The sequence below is a fragment of the Neorhizobium petrolearium genome, assembly GCF_017873175.1.
Lineage (GTDB): Bacteria > Pseudomonadota > Alphaproteobacteria > Rhizobiales > Rhizobiaceae > Neorhizobium > Neorhizobium petrolearium.
In genome coordinates this window covers 122,564-142,844 of the sequence record NZ_JAGGJW010000012.1, presented here as the reverse complement: position 1 = coordinate 142,844, position 20,281 = coordinate 122,564, and the positions used below count along the sequence as shown (strand labels likewise).

At 60.6% G+C, this 20,281-nt stretch carries 15 protein-coding genes; 3 read left to right on the top strand and 12 right to left on the bottom strand.

Translation table 11 applies throughout. The features are described 5' to 3' along the window. Positions 1-308: 308 nt before the first annotated feature. The gene (locus tag J2046_RS22620) at positions 309-3,695 is read left to right on the top strand and encodes a hybrid sensor histidine kinase/response regulator (protein WP_210055765.1); all 3,387 of its coding nucleotides are present in this window, start codon (positions 309-311) and stop codon (positions 3,693-3,695) included. After that, positions 3,688-4,623 (top strand): response regulator transcription factor, encoded by a 936-nt coding sequence (locus J2046_RS22615; RefSeq protein ID WP_210055763.1) that lies wholly within the window; start codon positions 3,688-3,690, stop codon positions 4,621-4,623. The genes J2046_RS22620 and J2046_RS22615 overlap by 8 nt, the downstream gene beginning before the upstream one ends. Positions 4,624-4,826: 203 nt before the next feature. Here the strand turns inward: J2046_RS22615 and J2046_RS22610 are convergent, their stop codons facing one another. The 12 genes from J2046_RS22610 to J2046_RS22555 form a co-directional block, all read right to left on the bottom strand. Next, a complete protein-coding gene (locus J2046_RS22610; protein ID WP_210055762.1) occupies positions 4,827-5,120 on the bottom strand; it encodes a hypothetical protein in 294 nt (97 codons plus the stop codon). 300 nt (positions 5,121-5,420) lie between these two features. After that, entirely contained in the window at positions 5,421-6,536 is a 1,116-nt protein-coding gene (locus tag J2046_RS22605; protein WP_037149228.1) for a branched-chain amino acid ABC transporter substrate-binding protein, read from the bottom strand. A 142-nt stretch (positions 6,537-6,678) separates the two neighbouring features. Then, positions 6,679-7,032, bottom strand: coding sequence for a DUF6867 family protein (locus J2046_RS22600; RefSeq protein ID WP_037149225.1), 354 nt, complete (start codon positions 7,030-7,032; stop codon positions 6,679-6,681). A 24-nt stretch (positions 7,033-7,056) separates the two neighbouring features. Then, positions 7,057-7,785: an ABC transporter ATP-binding protein gene (locus J2046_RS22595; RefSeq protein WP_037149222.1), complete on the bottom strand. Its 729-nt coding sequence runs from the start codon at positions 7,783-7,785 to the stop codon at positions 7,057-7,059. Beyond that, positions 7,785-8,663 (bottom strand): ABC transporter ATP-binding protein, encoded by an 879-nt coding sequence (locus tag J2046_RS22590; RefSeq protein WP_210055761.1) that lies wholly within the window; start codon positions 8,661-8,663, stop codon positions 7,785-7,787. Before J2046_RS22590 ends, J2046_RS22595 begins: the two co-directional genes overlap by 1 nt. Next, complete coding sequence (gene livM / locus J2046_RS22585; protein ID WP_210055760.1) at positions 8,663-10,051, bottom strand: high-affinity branched-chain amino acid ABC transporter permease LivM; 1,389 nt, start codon at positions 10,049-10,051, stop codon at positions 8,663-8,665. Before livM ends, J2046_RS22590 begins: the two co-directional genes overlap by 1 nt. A gap of 1 nt (position 10,052) precedes the next feature. Beyond that, positions 10,053-10,955: a branched-chain amino acid ABC transporter permease gene (locus tag J2046_RS22580; protein WP_037149214.1), complete on the bottom strand. Its 903-nt coding sequence runs from the start codon at positions 10,953-10,955 to the stop codon at positions 10,053-10,055. Between the two features lie 280 nt (positions 10,956-11,235). Next, the gene (locus J2046_RS22575) at positions 11,236-13,662 is read right to left on the bottom strand and encodes a GcvT family protein (protein WP_210055759.1); all 2,427 of its coding nucleotides are present in this window, start codon (positions 13,660-13,662) and stop codon (positions 11,236-11,238) included. Between the two features lie 127 nt (positions 13,663-13,789). After that, entirely contained in the window at positions 13,790-14,338 is a 549-nt protein-coding gene (locus J2046_RS22570; protein WP_210055758.1) for a sarcosine oxidase subunit gamma, read from the bottom strand. A 9-nt stretch (positions 14,339-14,347) separates the two neighbouring features. Beyond that, positions 14,348-17,305, bottom strand: coding sequence for a sarcosine oxidase subunit alpha family protein (locus tag J2046_RS22565; protein WP_210055757.1), 2,958 nt, complete (start codon positions 17,303-17,305; stop codon positions 14,348-14,350). Then, positions 17,302-17,583, bottom strand: coding sequence for a sarcosine oxidase subunit delta (locus J2046_RS22560; RefSeq protein ID WP_210055756.1), 282 nt, complete (start codon positions 17,581-17,583; stop codon positions 17,302-17,304). Before J2046_RS22560 ends, J2046_RS22565 begins: the two co-directional genes overlap by 4 nt. 23 nt (positions 17,584-17,606) lie before the next feature. Further along, on the bottom strand, positions 17,607-18,857 hold the full coding sequence (locus tag J2046_RS22555) for a sarcosine oxidase subunit beta family protein (protein WP_210055755.1): 1,251 nt from the start codon (positions 18,855-18,857) through the stop codon (positions 17,607-17,609). A 337-nt stretch (positions 18,858-19,194) separates the two neighbouring features. Between J2046_RS22555 and J2046_RS22550 the strand changes: the two genes are divergently transcribed. Beyond that, entirely contained in the window at positions 19,195-20,187 is a 993-nt protein-coding gene (locus J2046_RS22550; protein ID WP_210055753.1) for a DUF2793 domain-containing protein, read from the top strand. Positions 20,188-20,281 lie beyond the last annotated feature (94 nt).

The following is a 20,281-nucleotide window of genomic DNA, read 5'->3' as shown; positions in this document are numbered from 1 at the left end:
GCAAGGCATTTGCCATCACGCCTTTTTCCGCTTTGGCACGTTACTTGACATGGGACGTCATGTTCCAGCTTGCAAGCATCTGTGTCGCAGTTGTGGCAGCTTGGAACATTATTACCGGACGTGTGGCAGAAGGAACGCTCTGTCAGGGCGTGCCTGTTGAAGCAGCGCATCTCTGTCACAAACGGCGAAACACACGAATGAATTCGCGCCAACACTTCGCACCTGCGAAAGCATGCTTGCAAAACGCCGCGCTGCAGCCGAAAGTGCCCATTCGATGATCTTTCTCTTTTGGGTGCTAGAAATTAGGCATGGCAGCGCGACAACGCATCATCCCCGTCCGGCGCGAATACAACCGTTGGGTCGCCAACCAGACGCTTGAGGATTATGCACTGCGTTTCACCGCCAAGAGCGCCCGCCGCTTTTCGTCGAGCCGCATTTCCCAGACCGCCATTGGCGCGATCTCCTTCCTGGCGCTCGAAGCGATCGGCGGCACGATCACCCTCTCCTACGGTACGACGAACGCCTTTTTCGCGATCGTCGCGGCCGCCGTCGCCATGCTGGTCATCGGCCTGCCGATCAGCCGCTACGCCATCCGCCACGGCGTCGATATCGATCTTCTGACCCGCGGTGCCGGCTTCGGCTATATCGGTTCGACCATCACCTCGTTGATTTATGCGAGCTTCACCTTCATGCTGTTCGCGATCGAGGCCTCGATCATGACCGGCGCGCTGGATCTCGCCTTCGGCATTCCGCCCTGGATCGGGTATATCATCAGCGCTGCGGTAGTAATTCCGCTTGTCATCTACGGCGTTCGGCTGATCTCGCGGTTTCAACTCCTGACACAGCCCTTCTGGATCGTGCTGAATATCCTCCCCTTCGTGTTCATCGCCTTGCTTGACTGGGAGAAATTCGATCTCTGGCGCGCCTTTGCCGGCATCCATCATTCGAACGCCGAGGCGGGTGGCGTGGCTCCCTTCGACCTCATCGAATTCGGCGCGGCATCTGCGGTCATCCTGGCGCTGATGCCGCAGATCGGTGAGCAGGTGGACTTCCTTCGCTTCCTGCCGCCGGAGGGCCTGCGCAAATGGCGCCATCGGCTGGCGATCTTCCTGGCCGGCCCCGGCTGGGTCGTGGTCGGCGTGCCGAAACTTCTGGCAGGCTCGTTCCTCGCCGTGTTGACATTGTCGACCGGCGTTCCGATCGGCGAGGCCGCCGATCCGGCCCATATGTATCTCGCCGCCTTCGGCTACATGATCCCGAACGAGACGGCGGCACTTCTCTTGATGGCCGCCTTCGTGGTCGTCTCGCAGCTCAAGATCAACGTGATGAATGCCTATGCTGGCTCGCTCGCCTGGTCAAATTTCTTCTCGCGGCTCACTCATAGCCATCCCGGCCGCGTCGTCTGGCTGGTCTTCAACGTGGCGATTGCGCTGCTGCTGATGGAACTCGGCATCTATCGTCTGCTGGAAGCTACCCTCGGCATCTTCTCGATCATCGCCATGTCCTGGCTCTGCACGATCTCGGCCGACCTGTTCATCAACAAGCCGCTCGGCCTTGCTCCACCTGGCATAGAATTCAAGCGCGCCCACCTCTATGATGTGAACCCCGTCGGGCTGGGCGCGATGTTGGGCTCGGCCAGCGTAGCACTTGCCGCCCATTTCGGCCTGTTCGGGCCGCTGATGGCTTCGCTTGCCACTTACGTGACGTTGATCGCCTTCGTGATCTCGCCCGCAATCGCCTTCGCAACGCGCGGCCAATTCTATCTTGCCCGCAAACCGCGCCAGAGCTGGAAAAGCCTCGGCTCGATCACCTGCTCCATCTGTGAACATCCATTTGAGCCGGAAGACATGGCCTGGTGTCCGGCCTATGCCGCACCGATCTGCTCACTCTGCTGCTCTCTTGACAGCCGCTGTCACGACATGTGCAAGCCGAACGCCCGGCTGAACACGCAGGTGGGTACCGTTGCCCGCTCCTTCCTGCCGGAGAGCGTCATTACGCGTCTTACGACCCGCCTCGGTCGTTATGCCATGACGGCCATCATCTCGATCTCGATGATCGGGGCGATCCTTGCCATGATCGCCTATCAGGTGAGCCGGGCCGCGCCCGCCAACGCCGAAGTGATCCTGGGAACGGTGCTGATCGTCTTCTTCGTTTTCGCCATCATTGCCGGCATCGTCTCCTGGTTCTACGTGCTCGCCCATGACAGCCGTGTCGTAGCGGAAGAGGAATCCTCTCGCCAGAACACCTTGCTGCTCAAGGAAATTGCCGCCCACAAGAAGACCGATGCCGCTCTTCAAGAGGCAAAGGAAACAGCGGAATCCGCCAACCGCGCCAAGAGCCGCTATGTCGTCGGCCTCTCACATGAACTGCGCACGCCGCTCAACGCCGTATTGGGCTATGCCCAGATCCTCGAGCGGGACGAGACGATCCCCGCTCCCCGCCAGTCGGCGATCAAGGTCATCAAGCGCTCTGCCGACCATCTGTCGGGCCTCATCGACGGGCTGCTCGACATTTCGAAGATCGAGGCAGGCCGCCTGCAGGTTTACTCCAACGAAATCAACATCCAGGACTTTCTCGACCAGATCGTCGAAATGTTCGGGCTGCAGGCGCAGGCCAAAGGGCTCGAATTCGAGCATCAACGCTCCCGTGCCCTACCCCAGTATGTCCGCACCGACGAGAAGCGGCTGCGCCAGATTCTCGTCAACCTGCTCTCCAACGCGATCAAGTTCACCGACGAGGGCAAGGTGCGTTTCGACGTTGCCTATCGCAGCCAGGTCGCGACCTTTACCATCTCCGATACCGGCCGAGGCATCGCGGAGAAGGACCTCGCCCGTATCTATGAGCCCTTCCAGCGCGGCGAAGCCGACAGCATCCGCCCCATGCCGGGTCTTGGCCTCGGACTTACCATCACCCAGCTCCTGACCAATACGCTCGGCGGTGAGATTGCGGCGAGCAGCAAGAAGGACGAGGGCTCGACCTTCCGCGTACGGCTGATGCTGTCGGCTGTGGAGCGGCCGAATACGGCGCCGGCGGCAGAAAAGAAGATCGTCTCCTATACCGGCCCTCGCCGCACCATCATGGTGGTGGACGACAATGAGGACCATCGCGACCTGATGCGGGAAGTGCTGGTTCCGATGGATTTCGTGGTGTTGACCGCAGGCAGCGGTCCGGACTGCCTGACGCTGATCGAGGGCCTGACGCCGGACCTCTATCTCGTCGATATTTCGATGCCCGGCATGAGTGGCTGGCAACTCGTCGGCAAGCTTCGCGAAATCGGCCAGACCGCGCCTGTCATCATGCTGTCGGCCAATATCGGAGATGGTTCCGGTGCAAATACCGGCGACGAAGGCCATAGCGACGCGATCGCCAAACCCGTCGATATCCGCCGGCTGGCAGACAAGCTCGCCGCTCATCTCGGTCTTGTCTGGATCTACGAGAACGAGGTGGCGCCCACGCTTCCCGCCGGCCCGAAAAAACCGATCAAAAGTCCGGGGACGAACCATGTGCAGGACCTTTTGCGGCTCGGAGAAATCGGCTACGTGCGCGGCATCGAGGCAAAGCTCGCCGATCTCGCGAAGCAGGAGGAACATCGCCCCTTCGCCGAGGAACTTGGCGCCTACATGCAGGCTTTTGATCTCGCCGGCTATATGAAATTCCTGACCTGGCTGGAGGCAGAGAGGACGAATGATGGCTGAGACGGTCCTGCCGCGCGATATCGTCCTTCTGGTGGACGACAGCCCCGAAGCGCTGGGTTTCCTCACCGAGGCACTGGAAGGATCCGGTTTCTCGGTGCTGATTGCCACGTCTGGCCAGGCGGCGCTGAACATCGTCGAGCGCATCACACCGGACCTCATCCTGCTCGATGCGGTCATGCCCGGCATGGATGGTTTCCAGACCTGCCGCAAGCTTAAGACAAACGCTGCTGTGGCGCAGGTGCCGGTGATCTTCATGACCGGGCTCACCGAGACCGAGCATGTGGTGCATGCGCTCGATTCCGGCGGCGTCGATTACCTGACGAAGCCGATCAATATCGACGAATTGCGCGCCCGTATCCGCGTCCATCTTTCCAATGCCCGCTCAGCCCAGAGCGCCCGGGTAGCGCTCGACGCTGCCGGTCGCCATCTGCTTGCCGTGAAGGCCAACGGAACGATCCATTGGTCGACGCCGCAGGCGACCCGGCTCGTCAATGCCGCGACCGGCAGCGACGACGGGCTCGACATCGTCTCCCGCCGCATCGCCGCCTGGATGGCGGAACGCAATAGACCGGGCTTTGCCCGCGACGCCGCCTTCTCGCTGGATCAGAACGGCCAGGCAAGCCTGCAATTCACCTTCCTCGGGGCGATCGGCGCCGACGAACACCTCTTCCGCCTGACCGCCGGCAACAGACGCCCCGACGACGAGGTGCTGCGCCAGCATTTCCCGATAACCCAGCGCGAATCCGAAGTCCTGCTGTGGATCGCCAAGGGAAAATCGAACCGCGACATAGGCGATATCCTAGGCCTCTCGGCCCGCACGGTGAACAAGCATCTCGAACAGATCTATGTGAAGCTCGGCGTTGAGAACCGTGCCTCGGCTGCCGTCAAGGCCGCCCATGTCCTGCATGGTGAAGAGCGGTCGGCGTGACGGCCTGAACGATCGAGCGGTCCGCCGTGAAAAACGAACGCCTACGGCCAGGCAAACGCCGCCGGCCAAATGATTACATAGCGGGGCCATTGTACCCGCCGGGCAGGCAGATATCGCAGATATCAAAGCTTGCGTGCGACGACATCACGGGAAAGCAGCAGAACGATTGCCTCCCTGCCCTGCCATTCGATGTGTCGCTGCAGTCAGGTTTTCTTGAAAAGCTTGTTGATGACCAGACCAACGATGATTTGAACAACAAGGCCGGAAACACCGCCGCCGACGAACTGGCCGGCAAGAGCCGCGATGTCGATGCCTCCCGCCGCCGCGCCGCCGGCGCCAAGCATTGAGCCGAGGATAGAACCGCCGCCAACGCCTCCGACTGCGCCAGCTATGAGATTCCCGATCTGACCGAGGTCAGAATCTTTCAGAATTTTTCCGCCTGCCGTTCCGCCGACTGCACCGCCGATGATCTGGGCAATAATGGCACTTAAATCCATAACCTGATCTCCCCCGTTGGATGACATTTGTTAATATGCACCAACGGCGGCAATTTCCAAGTCCGGTACCAACAGCTTATTTTCGATTGCCCCCCCGTATATGGGCCTCGCGTTTGATGTCGACGGGAATATCCTCCTCCCGCCGAGGTAACAGATGAATGCGCTCGGCAGCATCGACCTTTTATATGTGTTCCCGATGCCCAATCACCGTCCGACTGCCTGCAGCCGTTCCAAACGCAAGGAAGCCCGGCAATGCCGGGCTTCCGCGACTTCTTTCGTACGGGTGCCCCCGCAACGAAATCACATCTCGGTATAGGTGTACTTGCCGTCGGCGCCCTTGCCCCACTTGTACATGACATAGTCCGGACGGGTGATGTCGCCCTTCTCGTTGAAGCCGATCTCGCCGATCGCAGTCTTCCACGGACCCGAAGACTTCATGGTCTCGGCGACTTTCTCGCCTTCCGTCGAACCGGCCTTCTTGGCAGCTTCCGCGATGATCTGCAGAGCAGCGTAGGAGTAGAGCGTATAGGCTTCCGGCTCGAAACCAGCCTTGCGGAACTTCTCGACGAGCTCCTTGGCAGCCGGGTTCTTGCGCGGGTCGGGAGCGAACGTCATCAGCGTGCCGTCAACGGCGTCGCCAGCGATCGAGGCAAGCTCGTTCGAAACGATACCATCACCCGACATCATCGGAGCCTTGATGCCCTGATCCTTCATCTGGCGCATGATGAGGCCCGCCTCGGTGTGCAGACCGCCCCAGTAGACGAGCGTGACACCGGCTTGCTTCATCTTGGCGATCAGAGCCGAGAAGTCCTTGTCGCCGGTGGTGACGCCTTCGTAGAGCACTTCCTTGACGCCGGCGGCGTTCATCGCCTTCTTGGTTTCGTCGGCGAGGCCCTGACCGTATGGGGTCTTGTCATGGATAACGGCGACCTTGCCGTCCTTGAAGTTGTCGGCGATGTACTTGCCGGCAACCCCGCCCTGCTGGTCGTCACGGCCGCAGGTGCGGAAGGTGTTCCAAAGATCGCGCTCGGTGAAGGTCGGGTTGGTGGATGCCGGCGTGACCTGGATGATGCCGTTTTCGGCATAGACTTCAGAAGCCGGGATCGATACGCCCGAGTTGAAGTGGCCGACGACGAACTTCACACCGTCAGCGACGAACTTGTTGGCGACCGAAACGCCCTGCTTGGCGTCGGAAACGTCGTCACCGAGAACGATCTTGATCTTTTCCCCGTTGATGCCGCCGGCGGCATTGATGTCAGCAGCAGCCTGCTCGGCGCCCTTCTGCAGCTGCGCGCCGAAGGCGGCGTTCGGGCCGGTGAGCGGTCCGCCGACGCCGACGAGGATATCGGCCCATGCGCTGCCGCTGAAAGCGACCATGGCCGTCAGCGCAACAGCGGAAAGAAGAGACTTCTTCATTGATTTACTCCCAGTTTCTTAAAGCGGGTTTGGTTTGAAAAGCCAGCACAATACCCACCATGACCGTGCCGGAAATTGTTCCACTCTAGGTTTCAGTCTGAGGCTCGACCTGAATCAATCTGAGGGCAGAAAACTCCACCTGTCAATCTTTCTTCTTCCATGAAAAAGCGGAGGTCGGCTCATAGAGCCAGTAGTAATTCTGCACCATCTGGCGCGTCCGGCGCAGGCGGAATCCGGCGATCGAGAAGATCGAGAGAAGCACCACGTCGATCACGTAGTAAAAGGCGCTGATGAACGGCCCCTGGAAGAGCGCGTAATGCATGAAACGCATCACGACCCCGAGAAGGAGCGTATAGACGATCACCGTCGGCAGGCCGCTCCAGCCGTCCGCGACCGCCTTGCCGGTACGCCAGGCGGTCCAGAAACCGATCAGCATGACGAGAAAGCGCAGGACGTAGCGGACACCGGTATCGTCTTCGAAGAAAAGTCCCTGCATATCAAATCTCCCTTCGCGGCCCGGTCAGTGACGTCCGCCTTCGAGATACGCGGCGCGCACTTCCGGATTGGCGAGAAGCTCCCTGCCAGGCCCGCTCATCGTTACTTTGCCGTTGACCATGACATAGGCCCGGTCGGAAAGCTTGAGTGCCGCGAATGCATTCTGCTCGACGAGGAAGACGGTCAGTCCCTCCTCCTGGTTGAGCTTCTTGATCGCCTCGAAAATCCCTTTGACGATGAGAGGCGCCAGGCCCAGCGACGGCTCGTCAAGCAGCAGCAGCTTCGGCCGCGCCATCAGCGCGCGCCCGATCGACAACATCTGCTGCTCGCCGCCCGAGAGCGTACCGCCGCGCTGGCTCTGGCGCTCTTTGAGGCGCGGGAAGAGCGTAAAAATCTTCTCGACGTCCTCGGCGAAATATTTGAGGTTATCGAGGCCCGCGCCCATCTGCAGATTTTCCAGAACGGTCATGCGCGGAAAAATGCGCCGGCCTTCCGGAGATTGCGCGATCCGCTTGCGAGCGATCAGATGTGTCGGAAGGCGGGTGATGTCTTCGCCATCGAAGATGACCTGTCCGTTACGGGCCTGCGGACTGCCGCAGATCGTCATCATCAGGGTCGACTTGCCGGCGCCGTTGGCGCCGATCAGACTGACGATCTCGCCCTTGTTGACCTCGACATCGACACCCGCCAGCGCGCGAATGTTGCCGTAATAGGTCTCGACACCCTGGACCTTCAGAAGGGATTCACCGGCCATCAGCGGTCCCCTCCCTCAAGCTCTACCGCAATCACCTCGTCTACCTCGTCATCCTCGACGCCGAGATAGGCGGCGATAACCTTGGGGTCGTTCTTCACATGGTCCGGCGTACCGTCGGATATCTTCTGGCCGTATTCCAGCACCACCACATGATCGGAGATTTCCATGACCACCGACATGTCGTGTTCGATGAGCAGGATCGAAACACCCTCGCTGCGGATCGAATGCAGAAGCGTGTTGAGCGCTGCGGACTCGCGCGGATTGAGACCGGCGGCCGGTTCGTCGAGGCAGAGCAGTTCCGGGCCCGTGCACATGGCTCTGACAATCTCCAGACGGCGCTGGGCGCCGTAGGGAAGATCCCCCGCCGGATCGTCGGCGCGATCAGTGAGATCGGCCTTGTCCAGCCAGTATTTCGCCTTCTCGATCGACGCCCCGACTGCCTTCTTGTAAGTCGGCAGGCCGAGCAGACCGAGGATCGTGTAACCGGATGCCTTCATCAGCACGTTGTGCTGCGCGACCAGCAGGTTTTCCAGAACCGTAAGACCCGAGAACAACCGGATGTTCTGGAAGGTGCGGGCGACCTTCGCTGACTTCGTGATTTCGAAATCCTTGAGCCGCTCCAGAAGGTGCTCGCGGCCATCCCCCTGCCTGAGCGTGATCATACCCATGGTCGGCTTGTAGAAGCCGGTAATGCAGTTGAAGACGGTCGTCTTGCCGGCACCATTGGGGCCGATCAGGGCTGTGATATCACCGCGCCTGGCCTCGAAGGAGAAGTCGTTGATAGCCATCAGACCACCAAACTTCATCGAGAGGTGCTCGACCTTGAGGATGGTGTCGCCAGTTATCGTGGGAGTCATCGTGTTCGTCTCGGGGGTCATCAGCCGTGACCCTCCTTCGTAAAGCTGCCGGAAACCACCTTGCGCTCCTTGAGGAAGGCCGTCGGCTCTCTGGTACCGACGAAACCGCGCGGCTTGAAGAGCATGACGATGACCATCGCAAGTCCGAAGAGCAGCATGCGGTAGAGTTCAGGCGTGAAATCCGGACCAAAGACGAGTTTCAGGAATGCCATCTCGCGCAGGAGTTCAGTGCCGCCGACCATCACCACGGCCGCAATGGCAATCCCGGTGAGCGAGCCCATGCCGCCAAGCACGACGATCGCCAGGATGACAGCCGATTCCAGGAAGACGAAGCTTTCCGGAGAGACGAAGCCCTGCCGGGTGGCGAAGAACGAGCCTGCGAAGCCGCCGAACATCGCGCCGGTCGCAAAGGCTGTAAGCTTGGTCGTCACCGTATTGATGCCGAGGGAACGGCAGGCGATCTCGTCCTCGCGCAGCGCCTCCCAGGCGCGGCCGATCGGCATGCGGCGCAGACGGATGGTCACATAGGCCGTCAGCAGGCAGAGTGCCAGGATCACATAGAAGAGGAAGATCTTGTAATAGGCGGACGAGGTGGCAAGACCGAAAGCCTTGGGGAAGTAGTTCGGCGAACCCACATCGAACGACCAGATGCCGAAGACCGACGCCTTCTTGATGCCGGAAATGCCGAACGTGCCTCTGGTCACATCCGTCCAGTTGATGAGCACGAGGCGGATGATCTCCCCGAAAGCGAGCGTGACGATCGCCAGATAGTCGCCCCTCAGCCGCAACACTGGGAAGCCGAGGATAACGCCCCATAGGGCAGCCAGGATGCCGGCAAGCGGCAACAACACCCAGAAAGACAGGCCGAGATGCGCCGACAGAAGCGCATAGGAATAGGCGCCGACAGCGTAGAAGGCGACATAGCCGAGATCGAGCAGGCCGGCGAGCCCCACAACAATGTTGAGACCCCAGGCAAGCATCACGTAGATGAGGATCTGGATGCCGAAGTTGTCGACATATTTCAACGACCCCTGGGTACCGAAAAGCCAGACCGAGGCCATCGGATAGAGCAGGAGCGCAATCAGCGCGATCTTGAGGAAGTGCCTGTGGAAAAAGCTCTTTTCCTCGGAGATTTCGAGGATGCCGCTCTTTGCCTTGGCGAGCTTGCGGCGATCCAAATGCGGCTTGATGACGCCGACCATGAGGAAGCGACCGATCGCGGCGACCGCCACGAAGATCGCAAGCAATCCCCAGCGGGTACGCCAGACGAGCCGATTGTCGATGTCCTGGTAGGTCTCTATGCCGACATAGAGAATGAACATGCCAAGGGCGATGACTCCCGCGAAGATGCCTTCCCTGACGGCCTTCACCATCAGGCCGGACGAAGTGTTTTCAGATGGGGCAGCCATATCAGACCTTCTCCACTTCCGGCCGGCCGAGAATGCCCGTGGGCTTGAAGATCAGCACGAAGGCGAGGATCACGAAAGTCGCGACGTCCTTGTAGGCGATCGTGAAATAGGCCGACCAGAGGGATTCGATGAGGCCGATCATCAGACCGCCGAGGACAGCGCCCGGCAGTGAACCGATGCCGCCGAGCACGGCCGCGGTGAAGGCCTTGACGCCCGGGATGAAGCCGTCGTTGAAATTCGAGACGCCGTAATACATCAGGTACATGCTGCCGGCGACGGCAGCGAGTGCGGCCCCCATCACGAACGTGACCGAAATCGTCCGGTCGACGTCGACGCCGAGAAGAGCGGCCATCTTGCGATCCTGCTCGGTGGCGCGCTGGGCGCGACCGAGTGGCGTCTTGTTGACGATGTACCAGAAGGCGAAGAGCAGAGCCGACGTGACAGCCACGATAATCAGCTGCTTCAGCGAAATGGTAATCGCGCCGATATGGTAAACGTCGGTGACGAGCTGCGGGATCGGCTTGTTGCGCGGCCCCTGTGTCACCTGGATGAAGTTCGACAGCGTAATCGACATGCCGATCGCGGTGATCAACGGCGCCAGCCGGAACGAGCCGCGCAACGGCCGATAGGCGACACGCTCGATCGTCCAGTTCCACAGGCCCGTCATCAGCATGCCGACGATCAGCATGACGAGCAGAAGCAGCGCCACCGGAATGCCGGCGAAGAAGGACGTGAGAATCAGGAAGACTATGAGAGCAGCAAAGCCCCCGAGCATGAAAATGTCACCATGGGCGAAGTTGATCATGCCGATGATGCCATAAACCATCGTATAGCCGATTGCCACGAGGCCATAGATGGACCCAAGAGTCAGCCCATTGATGAGCTGCTGGATAAAATACTCCATATACTTTCCCCTGGATGCGATCCTAGAATGGCCGCACCTCTTGTATTTACGCCCCTTGCGGGTTCTTGAGTTCTTAGGCGCATTCCATAACGGTTTCGTAAGAAATGTGAAGACAAAAAGCCGAGAGGCGGGCAAAAACCCGGCACTTCTCAACAATCTGGCTCCGCGAAGATCAGAAATTCCAAAAAACCGGCATACTCTGTCAAAAAATTAGCCAAACTGTTTGCTTTGTGAAATTTAAGATCGCCCCTCTATTAACCTTAGACTAAGGATGTAGGGATCACGAGCGCATCCGCGCGCCGTTTTGGTCGAAGAGCGGTCGCGGTTGCAGTGTCGCCGGCAGGATCTCGCCGAGCAGCTCGATCTGCCAGCCGTGGATTTCTCCGGCGATCTCCCTCGGCACGTAGCCCATGGCGACAGATATGCCGGAAGCATGCGCATAACCGCCGGAGGTCACCCAGCCGCGCACCTTGCCGTCGAAATAGATCGGTTCATCGCCGATCACGTCCGCATCCTTCGCCTTCACCGTGAAGGTCACCAGGCGAAGCGCGCCACCTTCGGCCTTTTCCTTGAGCGCCGCCGTCTTGCCGATGAAGGTCGCCGGCTTGTCATAGGCGATGAACCGGCCGAGGCCGGCTTCCTTCGGACCATAGAGCGGCCGGTACTCCCGAGCCCAGCTTCCAAAGGATTTTTCCAATCGCAGCGCGTTGAGCGCGCGCAGTCCGAAAAGCGTGATGCCGAATTCCGCCCCCGCCTCCATCAGGAGATCGAAGAGATAACGCTGGTATTCCGGCTTCATCCAGATTTCGTAGCCGAGATCACCGGCGTAGCTGACGCGGCCGAGGATCACCGGCGCCATGCCGAGATCGAGCTCCCGGATTGCCATGAAGGGGAAGGCCGTGCCCGAAAGGTCGAGATGCGTGAGCTTCTGCAATACATCACGCGCCTTCGGCCCGGCGACGGAGAGACCGACGAGACCGAGGTTCAAGGCATCAACCTCTGCCGAGCCATCGTCCGGCAGATGGTTCTCGAACCAGCGCATGTGATAGTCCTCGGCAATGCCGGATCCGATCAGCAGAAACTCTTCGTCATCGAGATTGGCGAGGGTGAAATCGCCGATCAGCTTGCCAGCCTCATTGAGCATGGGGGTAAGTGTCATGCGCCCCGTCGGCGGAATCTTTCCGGCAAGGATTTGATCGAGCCAATCGCGAGCCCCCTCACCCCTGATCGCGTATTTGGCAAAGCCGGAGGTTTCCATCAACCCCACACCTGTCCGCACCGCTCGCGCCTCGCGGCCGACTGTCTCGAAATCGGCAGAACGGCGCCAGGAGAACCTGTCCTCCAGACCCGGAGGAGCAAACCAGAGCGGTGTCTCGAGCCCGTAGGACGTGCCGAAAACGGCGCCGGCAGCCTTCAGCCTGTCGTAGATCGGTGTCGTCAATAGCGGCCGCGCCGCCGGCAGTTCCTCGTTCGGGTAGCGGATCGAGAACCGGCGGGAGTAATTCTCGCGCACCTTGGCATTGGTATAGGCGAGCGTCGCATGATCGCCGTAGCGGCAGACATCCATTGCGAAGACGTCGAAGCCGGGATCGCCGTTGATGATCCAGTTGGCGAGCGCCAGCCCGACACCACCGCCCTGGCTGAAGCCTGCCATCACCGCGCAGGCCGACCAGAAATTCATCATGCCGCGCACCGGTCCGACCAGCGGATTGCCATCCGGCGAGAACGTGAACGGCCCGTTGATGATTTTCCGGATGCCGGCATTGTTGAAGGCGGGGAAATGCCGGAAGCCGACTTCCAGCTCGCCGGTGATGCGCTCCAGGTCCTCGGGCAGAAGCTCATGGCCGAAATCCCACGGTGTCTCGATCGGCGACCAGGGCCGGCAGGCTTTCTCATAGGTACCCATCAGCATGCCGTTGCGTTCCTGGCGGATGTAGATCTCGCCGTCGAAATCGACGCAATGCATGAGTTCCCTGCCGGTCGTCCGGTTGAACTCGATGACTTCCGGCATGTCCTCCGTGAGGAGATACATGTGCTCCATGGCAAGCACCGGCAGTTCAAGGCCGACCATGCGCCCCACTTCGCGCGCCCAGAGGCCGGCCGCATTCACCACATGCTCGGCGCGGATCTCGCCCTTGTCGGTGATCACCCGCCAGGTGCCGTCGGGGAGCTGCACCAGCTCCTCGACCTTGGTGTGGAGATAGATTTCCGCGCCATTCTTGCGGGCCGATTTCGCATAGGCATGCGTCGTGCCGTAGGGGTCGAGATGGCCTTCGTTCGGATCGAAGACCGCTCCGACGAACTGGTCCGGGTCGAGGAGCGGCATCATCTCATGCGCTTCTCTGGCGGAGAGCAGATGCGCCTCCATGCCGTTATATTTGCCCTTGGCGAGAACCGATTTCAGCCAATCGAAGCGCTCGGGAGTTGCGGCAAGCATCAGGCCGGAAGTCATATGCAGCCCGATATCCTGGCCTGAATAGGCTTCAATCTCCTTATAGAGTTCAACCGTGTATTTCTGCAGCCTGGCGACGTTCGGATCGCCGTTGATCGTGTGCATGCCGCCCGCAGCATGCCAGGTGGAGCCGGACGTGAGTTCGGAGCGTTCGACCAGAACAACGTCGCTCCAACCGAACTTGGTCAGGTGATAAAGGACCGAACATCCGACAACACCACCGCCGATGACGACAACCCGGGCATGACTTTTCATGGAAACTGTCTCCGTTCAGGAAGGCGATTTCCAGCGAGGTTAGTTGCTCTCGGATCGGCTCAATAGCCTGTTCTGCGAAGCAGGATTTGTCGTTTCCGACATAGCGAATGTCCCGATCGCGCCATTGCTAGTCGGAAAAGCCTCGCGTCAGCGCATGCTCGCGCCCCATCTCCATAAGTTCATCGAAAACCGAGCCGGCAAACGAGCGCGGCACGATGATCTCGAACGTGTCGGCACCGGTGCGGGCGACATTTGCCGCAACATGGCAGCACAACATATTGGCGGAATCGCCTTCCGCGAAGACATCGGAATGCAGGTCGACGGCCACGCATTTCGCCAGGATTTTTCTGACACTCGGTCCGGAGATCGTCATGAGCACCTTTCCGTCGCTCTGGTCGGCAAAGGAAGCACCCGGAATATTCGACAGCAGGCCCCCAATCGTCTCCGCTCCCACGGTCTGTGATACGGCCAGCCATTCCGACGGACCGCAGAAACGCGGCGCAAGATCGCTCGCGGCCTTCAGGGCTTCCGCTACAGCCGCTTCGTGCCCGGCATGGGCAAGTACGGAGAAGATCACCGGCCGCCGGACGACTGCCAGATGGTTCGGATTGGGATCGGTCTCGAAACCGGAAATATGATCCTCGAGCACGTGCCGCTGGAGAAGATTGATCGACATCGGCCGCCCTCAGAGATGGAGTTTCAGGTTATCGGGATCGACGAAGACCGGCGAACAGACTTCCGCCATCACCTCCGAGCCGCGCAAACCGTCCCAGACGAGGATCCGCTCGCCGAAACGCTCGCGGCCGGATTTCAGCATGGCGAGCGCGATATGATGGCCGAGGGACGGCGAGAAACAGGCGGAGGATACGAATCCCTGGTCGTTGGCAAGCGATGGTTTTGCCTGGTCCTTCAGCAGATGCGCGCCGGCCTTGATCTCCTTGTCTGCCTCGACGGCCTTCAGACCGACAAGCTGCAGCCGGTCGGCGGCGGTGAGCCCGAATCGCATCGAAAGGCGCTTGCCGATGAAATCGGGCTTCTGCATCGCCATCATGCGGCCGAGCCCGACATCATCTGCGGTCGTGCGGCCTTCGAGTTCACTATGGGTGACATGCCCCTTCTCGAGGCGGAGCACGTTCAAGGCCTCGACGCCGTAAGCGCAGATGCCCTCGTCCCTTCCCGCCTCCATGATTGCATCGGCGACAGCCTCGCCATAACCCGCCGGCACCGCAAGCTCGTAGGCGAGTTCGCCTGAAAAGGAGATGCGGAAGAGCCGCGCCTGCAGCCCGCCCCGCAGCACCACCTCACGAGCCGCAAGGAACGGAAAGGCGTCATCGGAAATATCGTCCTGAACGATCCGGCTCATGACGGTGCGACTTTTGGGACCAGCAAGCGACATCTGCGCCCACTGGTCCGTCGAGGAAACGAAACGCACGTCGAGTTCGGGCCAGAAGGTCTGGGCGGAAAATTCCAGATGGGCAAGCACCTCGGCGGCATAGGCCGTCGTGGTGGTCATGACATAGTGGTTTTCGGAAAGCCGGCTCGTCGTTCCGTCGTCGAAGACGATGCCGTCCTCCCGCAGCATCAGGCCGTAGCGCGCCTTGCCGACCGGCAGTTTCAGGAAGCTGTTGGAATAGACGCGATCAAGGAGTTCGGCCGCGCCCCTCCCAAAGATTTCGATCTTACCGAGGGTCGAGACGTCGCAGAGCCCGACATTGGCGCGGACGTTCAGAACCTCGCGGTCTACGCTTTCGCGCCAGCTTTTCTCTCCCTCCCTGGAAAACCATGCGGAGCGGTACCAGAGGCCGGATTCCACGAAAGCGGCACCGTTCTTCCTGGCCCAGTTGTGCAACGGTGACGTGCGGACCGGCGCGGCATGTTCGGCCCGCACCGTGCCGGCCAGCGCGCCGAAGGAAACCGGCGTGTAGAACGGCCGGAAGGTGGTGGTGCCGATCTCGGCAGGTGAGACGCCGCGCATGCCGGCCACGATCCCCGCTGCGTTGACATTGCCGAGCTTGCCCTGATCGGTCGCCATTCCCGCCGTCGTGTAGCGCTTGGTGTGTTCGATATGGCGGAAACCTTCGCGCTGTGCGAGCCCGAGATCGCCCACATGCACGTCGTTCTGGAAATCGACGAAGGCCTTGTCCTTCGCACCCGGCACGTACCAGAGCGGCGCGAAGGATGGATCGTATTCGCCTTCGACGTCGGGAATATCAGCCTCGTAGGCCGCAAAGCCGAGGTCGCGGAGAAGCGCGCTCGCCTTGTTAGCCCCGTCCTTCAGACAGTCGGAAATCCGGTCGAATCCAGCAGCCGAGCCAGCCGCAAGGAAAGCTTTTCCGATATCCGGAGCAAGGAATGCCTGTTTTTCGTCCGACCAGACGGGCTTTGCGCCGCGCTGGCACATCAGGTGAACGACGGGAGACCAGCCGCCGGACATGGCCAGCGCATCGCACGCAATCACCTCCTCAAACCCGGAGCGTTCGGCAATTAGCCCATCGATGCGATGCCGGCCCTTGGTGGCGACGACCGAGCCGTTGCGGACCACGCGCACGCCTTCCGGCATCGGGTCGGCGGACTGCGGCCGGGCATCGATGATCGCCGTGACGTCCACGCCCCTGGCGACGAGATCGGCTGCCGTGCGATAGCCGGAGCCGCCGTTGGTGAAGACGGCAACTCTGCTCCCAACGGCAACGCCGTAGCGATTGAGATAGGTCCGCGCCGCCGCCGCAGTCATCACGCCGGGCTTGTCATTACCGCCGAAGACCAGCGGCCGTTCCTCCGCGCCGGAGGCGAGGATCGCGCGCTTGGCGACGATGCGCCAGAGGCGCTCAACGGCAAGGTCCGGCGACGGCGAAGCGACATGCTTCTGCACCCGCTCGACCGCCCCGAACACCATGTCGTCATACCAACCGAATACGGTCGTACGCGGCATCAGCGTCACGTTCGGCAGCGCGGCAAGTTCCTCGATCACCGTGCCGGCGAAGTCCGCCGCGGGCATCCCGCCGACGGAAGCGCTTTCGCCGAGCAACGATCCGCCAAGCCTGAAGCCTTCATCCGCCAGGATGACGCGCGCTCCGGCACGACCGGCGGCAAGCGCCGCCATCAGCCCGGCCGGCCCGGCGCCGATGACGAGCAGATCGCAATGCGCCCAGGATTTCTCATAACGATCAGGATCGGCCTGCATGGCGACCTTGCCGAGGCCAGCAGCGCGTCGGATCAGCGGTTCGTAAAGCCTTTCCCAGAAAGGCGCCGGCCACATGAAAGTCTTGTAGTAGAAGCCGGCGCCAAGAAAGGGCGAGAGGAGATTGTTGATCGTCCCGAAATCGTGCTTCAGCGATGGCCAGCGGTTCTGGCTTGCGGCCACGAGCCCGTTGTAGAGCTCGACCACCGTCGCACGGGCATTCGGTTCGCGGCGGGCGCCGTTGCCTACCGTCAGCAACGCGCTCGGCTCGGCAGACCCCGCCGTCACCACCCCGCGCGGCCGGTGATACTTGAAGCTGCGGGCCATCAGCATCTGGTCGTTGGCAAGCAGCGCCGACGCAAGCGTATCCCCCTCGAATCCCCTGAAGGTACGGCCGTCGAAGGTGAAATTGAGCAACTGGCCGCGATTGACCGCGCCGCCGGCAGCGAGCCGATAGGATGTCATCCGGCCGTCCTCGCCCGTTCGAAGTCGGAAGCATCGGTCACGCCGAAGACCTCATGGGTGAGGTTGTCGCGATCGACCACCAGGAAACGACGACAGCCGGCCACATGGTGCCAATATTCCTGGTAACGTCCCTTGGGATTGTCGCGGACATAGACGTATCGGTGCCAGTCCTCGTCCTTCGCCGTGGCAGAGGGGCGCTTCGGCGCGGCAGCACCCCGGATGGAAAACTCTTCCTTCGGTCTCGTACCGCAATGCGGACAGGTAATCAGGCTTGCCATTGGGTTTTCTCGATGGGGATGTCTCAGTGAAGGTTCGGCTGCGGCCCCTTGCCCGCCTCGTCGATCGTGTAACCGCGCTCGAACCGGTCGAGGCGCATGAAGCGCGAGACATGGTGCGTCTCGTTCTTCGCGATCAGGTGGGCAAAGCAGAAACCGGAAGCGGGCGTCGCCTTGAAGCCGCCGTAACACCAGCCGCAGTTCAGATATAGGTTGTCGATCGGCGTGCGGTCGATGATCGGCGAGCCGTCCATCGACATGTCCATCACACCGCCCCAGCTTCTGAGCACCTTGGCGCGGGAAAGACCGGGGATCAGCGACACGCCCTCCTCCATCGTATGTTCGACGGTCTGCAGATTGCCGCGCTGGGCATAGGAGGAATAGAAGTCGATCTCGGCGCCGAAGACCAGCCCGCCCTTGTCCGATTGCGATATATAGAAGTGTCCGGCCCCATAGGTGATGACATTGTCGATCACTGGCTTTAGCCCTTCGGAGACGAAGGCCTGCAACACATGCGTCTCGATCGGCAGTTCGAGATCTGCCATGTGCCCGACCGTCGTGGTGTTGCCGGCAGCGGCGAGCGCCAGCCTGTCGCAACCGATGAAACCCTTGGTCGTTTCGACACCGGTTACACGGCCGTTGTCGCGGCGGATGCCGATGACCTCGCAATGTTGAACGATGTCGACGCCTCTTTGATCGGCACCGCGCGCGTACCCCCAGGCGACCGCGTCATGCCGCACAGTGCCTCCGCGTTTCTGGTAGAGCCCGCCGAGGATCGGGAAGCGCGCATGATCGAAGTTGAGATAGGGCATCATCTTGCGGACCTGGTCACGATCCAGCAGTTCCGCATCGACCCCGTGCATACGCATGCCGTTGCCGCGGCGGGCATATTCGTCGCGCTGTCCGTCCGAATGGAAAAGATTGACGATGCCGCGCTGCGAGACCATCGCATTGTAATTGAAATCCTGCTCCAGTCCTTCCCAGAGCTTCAGAGAAAACTCATAGAAAGGATTATTGCCCTCGAGCAGGTAATTGGAACGGATGATCGTCGTGTTGCGGCCGACATTACCGGAGCCCAGATAGCCCTTCTCCAGCACCGCCACATTGGTGATGCCGAATTCCTTGGCGAGATAATAGGCCGTCGCAAGACCATGTCCGCCGCCGCCAACGATGATCACGTCGTAATGCGGTTTCGGTTGCGGCTCGCGCCAGGCCGGCTTCCACAGCCGGTTGCCCGAAAGCGCCTGCTTCAAGATGGAATATGCCGAATAGCGCATGCACCTGTCCCGTTCATTGCGGCCACACATTCGCATATGCGAGAGAAAGGACAAGCGCAATCAGGACATGCAGGGCTCTGATTGCGACGAGAGCAAATCCCGGCAGCAGTTGTTGCAGATCGAGGTAAGGCGCCTACCTTGCCGGGCATATTTCTGGCGCGCCGCTCCAGCCTTATCAAAAGTTTGGCTACTTTCGTCTCCCCGCTTTTCCCACGGGCTCTAAACTTGGCGCCGATTGAGAACGGAGCGAGCCATGGCCGAGACGACTGCCAACCTGAAAATGCCCTTCATCCTGCCTTCGCAGGCGTAGAAACACGTGACCCGCAATGAGGCGCTGTTGAAGCTCGACGCGCTGGTACATCTGACGATCACGGCCGAACAGGCAGTTCCGCCCGTCTCGCCTGCTGAGGGCGTCTGCTACCTGGTCGCGGCCGCGCCGGCGGGTGCCTGGATCGGTAAAGAAGGGAAAGTCGCCATCTGGCAGGACGGGTACTGGGCTTTTGCCGAACCGAAGGCAGGCTGGCATGCCTGTTTCTCGGAGCCCGCCGGGCTGAAGGTTTTTTCCGGCACCACCTGGCAGGACATACCCCTGCCGGCGAGCGGCAGCTTCGATGAACTCGGCATCAGCGCCTCGCCGGATGGCGCGAACCGGTTTGCCCTCTCCTCTCCCGCCAGCCTCTTCAATCACGCAGGCAACGGGCATCAGATAAAGGTCAACAAGGCCGCAACCGGCGATACGGCTTCCCTGCTCTTCCAAACCAACTGGACCGGATATGCGGAAATGGGACTTGCGGGCAGCGACGCGTTCTCGATCAAGATCAGCGACGGCAGCGTCTGGAAGACGGGACTTTCGATCTCCTCCGCCGGTCACGTCTCTCGGCCAAACCAGCCGGCCGTCCGCGCCCATCGAACCGGTACCAGCTTCTCGCCGACCGCCGGCCAGCAGAGCGGCTTCACGACACTCGCCCTCAATCAGGGCGGCTTCACACTCGGCGCAGCAGCGCCCGGCGGCGGTAATTGCGTGACCGTCCCTTCACCGGGCCTCTATCTTCTCGCCCTCAATGTCGCCGTACTGACCTCGTCCGGCCACACCACCACTCTGATGCTGAACAGCGAGCAGAATCTCATTTTCATGAACGGTGTTGCTGGAGGAGCACAAATGCAGTCTGCCAGTGGAATTTTTTTTCTTCTCAGCGGGCGATTTTATTACTTTAGGGCATGCCGGCACCGCGCAACTGGAGCTTGGAGCAGGAAAAACAGAGTTATATTTGACAATGCTTTAATACCGCAACGCAGCAAAGCTTATCTTTTATCGTTAACCAGACATTAACTTGACTGATGACTCCCGCGACAAGGTGTTATATTAAGTAACAACACTGACCGACAGGGGGCTGCGGGGTAAATGCGGGTGACCAGTTTGAGCG